Consider the following 3,793-nt stretch of genomic DNA (forward strand, 5'->3'; position numbering starts at 1 on the left):
GGGAAGTGGTGCGGTATGCCACGGCAGGTACGCCGTTCACGGCACCCGGCAGCGGCAGCGGTTCAATCGCTATGTTAGCGGTGAGCTGCTTGCCGCCCGCGGTGGTCGTGACCGTCATCTGCCCGCAGCGCGCGACGAGGTCCAAGATCTTGTCGAGATCGGCGGAAGTGCCGGAGAGGATCTCGGTGATCACGGTGCCGTCGACTTGCTGAACACCGGTGAACGAGGCGTTCTGCAGCAGCCGCTGCTGCGCGGCCAGATCCTGCTGTGCATGTTCACACTGCGCTGGTGTGAAGCTGACCTGGCCGTCGACCTTGTAGTTCGAGATTCCGGTCGCATTGCTGAAGCCCGCTACTACCGCCTCCTTCGTCAGCTCGACTTTCGTTGCGCCGGAGGGGAATTCGGTTGAACTCAGTAGCAGGCTATCATTGGACACCAGCCGGGAGGTTGCTGTGCTCGAGGTGACGGCGACACTGCCGATATTCGAACCACCACTGCAGCCAACGGTGAGAAGTACAGCACTCACGGCTGCGGCTCTCCCCCAAAGTCTCGTTCGTGTCGTAATTGTCATCGTTTTCCTCAGGAGTTGAACTTGAAGGGTCGGTACCGCGCACCAGCCACGATCCCGAGATACCGGAATGCGCCCCGACACAGGCGAGCTCGTGGCTGATATCGCCGATGTTGTTGACGACGGGCAGCACGAAGCCAAGCAGTGCCGTCGCGGTAGAGGAAGGAACTGCCGCTGTCACCGGGATTGCGGGGCATGGGCGCGACGAGTACGTAGGTTCAGCCGACTCGGCCGCCCCCGCGAGGACCGCCACTGAGGTCCGACCCGTGTTGCACCCTGCAGGTCCGGCAGCGGCCGAGGATCGCACCGCGGGCGCGTTATCCGGCGGCGATAGGTCGAGGGCGGGCGGGTTCGTTTTGACGATGGTGCGCACGAGCAGGATGTTGCGGCCGAACTTATCGCCGAGCGCGCCGATCGGCAGCACCAGCGCGGTCGGCGCGCCGATGTAGGCATCGCCGATCCAGGTGAGTGATGTCGCCTCGGCCGACAGATCGACGGCCAGTTCCGGCATGCCCGGATTCGATGCCGACCCCGACGAGACGACTCCCAGCGAGTATTTCCGCTATTCGCGTATCCATTACGCCTCCCAACAGAGCCATATCGTGCGACTTGACCGAATTTTATGAAGATATCATCAGTGATGATCATAGAGTCAGGCGGAGCGAATGGACATTGCGGTGCGCGACGACGTGGCGATCGTCGCCGTGTCAATGGCTCTGTCGTTCGGCGTCTGCTGCGACCCAGGCAGCGATCTGGGCGCGGGAGGTGAATCCGAGTTTGGTGAGGATGTGTTCCACGTGGCCATCGGCGGTGCGTGGGGAGATCACCAACTTCGCGGCGATCTGTTTGTTGGTCAGGCCCTGGGCGATGAGGGCTGCGACCTGGCGTTCACGTTTGGTCAGTGCCGCGCCGAGATCCGGCGCGCGCGCGGTGTCGATGGGTTGCTCACGCAGTGCATAGGCTACGGCTTCATCCATCCCCATCGCTCGGCCGTGCCGGACGGCGACACCGAACCTGTGTGCCCCCAGGGCGGCACGCGCCGACCGGTCACATTGGTCGTGATAATGAGACGAGCCCGGAACGAAACTCGCAACGCTACCCACGAATCGCGATAGTTCCGCCGCAGCTCCCATCAGAACGGCAGCCCGCTCGGCGTCACCGTCGGAGCCAACAGTCCAAGCCAGAAACTCGATACTCACCGCGGCAGCGAACGGGCTGCGTATTCGACGATTGACGCGCAGCGCTTGCTCCAGCAGCTCTTGTGCCCGTTCTGGCCGGCCCTGCTGCCATACCGCAAATCCCTTGCCCAACAGCGAGATCGAGCGAAACAGCGATTCGCCGCACGCCTCGGTGATCGAAAGCACCCGCTCGTGATACTCGATCGCGCGTTCGGTATCGCCGCGCAGGGCGTGCAGTTGACCGAGCATCGCCGAAACGACAACATAGAGATATCCCTGCCGATTCGAACTGAACACTGCGATGGCACGTTCGAGCAAAGAGGAAGCACGGGCAAGGTCACCGCTATAGAGCGCCAGGACGCCCTCGGCGTAAGTGGCAAGCGCCTGGGTCATGGGAGCGGGCGCCTGTTCGGCGAGAGCGTGTGCTTGCTCCACGAGGGCGGCCGCCGACTCGAGATCGCCCTGCGTCGCGGCCAAAACAGTACCGGAATGCAGCGTGTTGACGCGGTCGGGTATCGACTGCGCGTGCGGGTGGGCGAGGACGCGGTCGATCCAGCGGCGACCTTCGCCGTGCAGACCTCGAAAGTTCCAGAACAGAGACAGCGCGCTGGCGGTGCGCAATCCGGCTTCGGCCGCCTCGTCGGTGTCTTCGGCCAGGCAGCATTCGAGCGCGTCGCGCAGATTGGGCTGCTCACGTTCGAGCCGAGCGGTCCAATAGGGTTGTCGATCGCTGATCCATCCGGCTTCCGCGGCGAGCGCCAACTGCTGGTACCAGTCGCGGTGTCGGCGCCGCACCCGTTGATCCTCGCCGAACTCCCGCAGCTTCTGACGGCCGTAGTCGCGGACCGTCTCGAGCATGCGGAACCGCACCACGCCATCGGATTCGTCGCGGACCAGAATCGACTTGTCCACCAGCGAGGACAACACGTCGAGTGGATCCTCCGGTGCCAGATCAGTGCCGCAGATCTGTTCGGCGGCGTCGAGTTCGAAGCCACCGGCGAACACCGACAACCGAGCCCACAGCCGCCGCTCGGCCGGGGTGCACAACTGGTAGCTCCAGTCGACACACCACCGCAGGGTCTGCTGCCGCGTCGGCGCGGTACGGCTGCCGCGAGTCAGCAGCGCGTACCTATCGTTGAGCCGCTGCAGTATCTGCTCGGGCGACATCGCGCGCACCCGGGCAGCGGCCAGCTCGATCGCCAACGGTAACCCGTCCAGCCGGGCGCAGATGCCGACGACCGCGGACTTGTTCTCTTCCGAGAGTTCAAAACCCGACACCAGCGCCCGCGCGCGGTCGGTGAACAATGTCACCGCGTCGTAGCGGGGCAGTCCATGCAGCGACGGCGTCCGGTCCGGGTCCGGCACCGTCAGCGGCGACACCTGCAACACGGCCTCTCCGGCAATATTCAGCGGTTCACGGCTGGTGGCCAGGATCCGCAGGTGTGGACAGGCCCGCACCCAGGACTCGACCAGCTCCGCCACCGCCGCCACTAGCTGCTCGCAGTTGTCCAGTACCAGCAGCATCTGCCGCGTGGACAGGAACTCGACCACTACCTCCGGCAACGGTCGCGCCGGGTCGCGCAACCCCAAGGCGGCGGCCACGACATTGACCAGCAACGACGGGTCGGACACGTGGGCCAGCTCGACCAGCCACACCCCTTCGGGGAAATCCCGCCGCGCGGTCGCCGCGGCGCGTAGCGCCAGCCGAGTCTTGCCGACCCCACCGATACCGGTCAGCGTCACCACCGGGACCGAGGACAGCAGATTCCTCACCTCCACCAGCTCGGTGCGGCGGTCGACGAAACTGGTCAAATCCACCGGCAATCCGCCGACACCCCGTGACTTCGCCGCCACCGGTGGACGCCACCCCCGCGTGGCGGGCTTGTGGTCCTGGTGTTCGCGGGCCGTCTCGGCGACGTGGATCGCCATCTCGTCGACGCTGAATCCCTGGCGGCGCTGCGCCTGCCTGATCGCCTCCCCCAACGCCGCCGCCGACGGCCGCTCGAGCGGATCGCGGGCCATCGCCGCCGACACCACCGCGGACACC

Annotated in this window: 3 protein-coding genes; all 3 read right to left on the reverse strand. The window is 65.4% G+C overall.

What is annotated here, in order from left to right; all coding sequences use genetic code 11:
- Positions 1 to 436 (reverse strand): hypothetical protein (locus NP3_RS32160; RefSeq protein ID WP_157124701.1); only part of this gene is annotated, 436 nt, incomplete at its 3' end.
- Positions 426 to 1,079 carry a hypothetical protein gene (locus tag NP3_RS32165; RefSeq protein WP_063045505.1) on the reverse strand — a complete coding sequence of 218 codons (654 nt, stop codon included), beginning with the start codon at positions 1,077 to 1,079 and terminating at the stop codon, positions 426 to 428. The genes NP3_RS32160 and NP3_RS32165, both read right to left, overlap by 11 nt.
- Before the next feature lie 196 nt (positions 1,080 to 1,275).
- On the reverse strand, positions 1,276 to 3,793 hold a 2,518-nt coding region (locus NP3_RS32170), incomplete at its 5' end, for an ATP-binding protein (protein ID WP_169814616.1).

The sequence above is a fragment of the Nocardia pseudovaccinii NBRC 100343 genome (assembly GCF_001613225.1).
GTDB lineage: Bacteria > Actinomycetota > Actinomycetes > Mycobacteriales > Mycobacteriaceae > Nocardia > Nocardia pseudovaccinii.

Coding starts and splice junctions, on each gene's coding strand:
- NP3_RS32165 (WP_063045505.1), bottom strand. CDS start 1,079: ATGCCGGAACTGGCCGTCGATCTGTCGGCCGAGGCGACATCACTCACC.